Here is a 774-nt window from a genome sequence, read left to right as displayed (position 1 = left end):
GCAGGACGGTGTTTCGTTATCAACCGAATACACGACGTGATGAACCGGTGATCCAGAGGCTGACTGAGGCGGCTGAACGCTATCCCCGCTATGGATTTAAGAAGCTTTTTCAGGTGCTTCGCAGGCAGGGATACGCCTGGAACCACAAGCGCATACACCGGATTTACTGTCTGCTAAAACTGAATTTTCGTCGTAAAGGGAAACAACGCCTGCCGGTGCGTAATCCGGCGCCGCTGGCCACGCCGGAAGCCCTCAACCAAAGCTGGTCGATTGATTTTATGCACGACGCGCTGACATGTGGCCGACGTTTTCGGACCTTCAACGTCGTGGATGATTTTAACCGCGAGGCTCTGGCTATCGAAATTGACCTGAATATTCCGGCGCAGCGCATTGTGCGGGTGCTGGACAGAATAGCGGCAAACCGTGGCTATCCGCTGAAGATGCGGATGGATAACGGGCCGGAATTGATATCACTGGCGCTGGCACAATGGGCTGAAGACCATGGCGTGATGCTGGAATTTATCAAGCCCGGCAAACCAACACAGAACGCGTTTATCGAACGGTTTAACCGAACGTACCGGACCGAAATACTGGATTTTTATCTGTTCAGAACACTGAATGAAGCACGGGAAATAACGGAGCGCTGGCTGAATGAATACAACAGTGAGCGGCCTCATGAATCCCTGAATAATCTGACGCCGGAAGAATATCGGCTGATGGCTGAGAAACCGGAAATCTCAAAAAGTGTGTGGAACTAAAGCTGGGATACTTACA

1 protein-coding gene is annotated in these 774 nt (G+C 51.6%); it reads left to right on the top strand.

The features are described from left to right. Nucleotides 1-758 (top strand): IS3 family transposase (locus DBA33_RS20390; protein WP_120807127.1); only part of this gene is annotated, 758 nt, incomplete at its 5' end. Nucleotides 759-774: the final 16 nt, after the last annotated feature.

This window comes from Yersinia sp. IP36721, assembly GCF_003634395.1.
GTDB lineage: Bacteria > Pseudomonadota > Gammaproteobacteria > Enterobacterales > Enterobacteriaceae > Yersinia > Yersinia entomophaga.
Note: the sequence above shows the minus strand (reverse complement) of the source record. Positions and strands in the feature narration are given on the sequence as shown.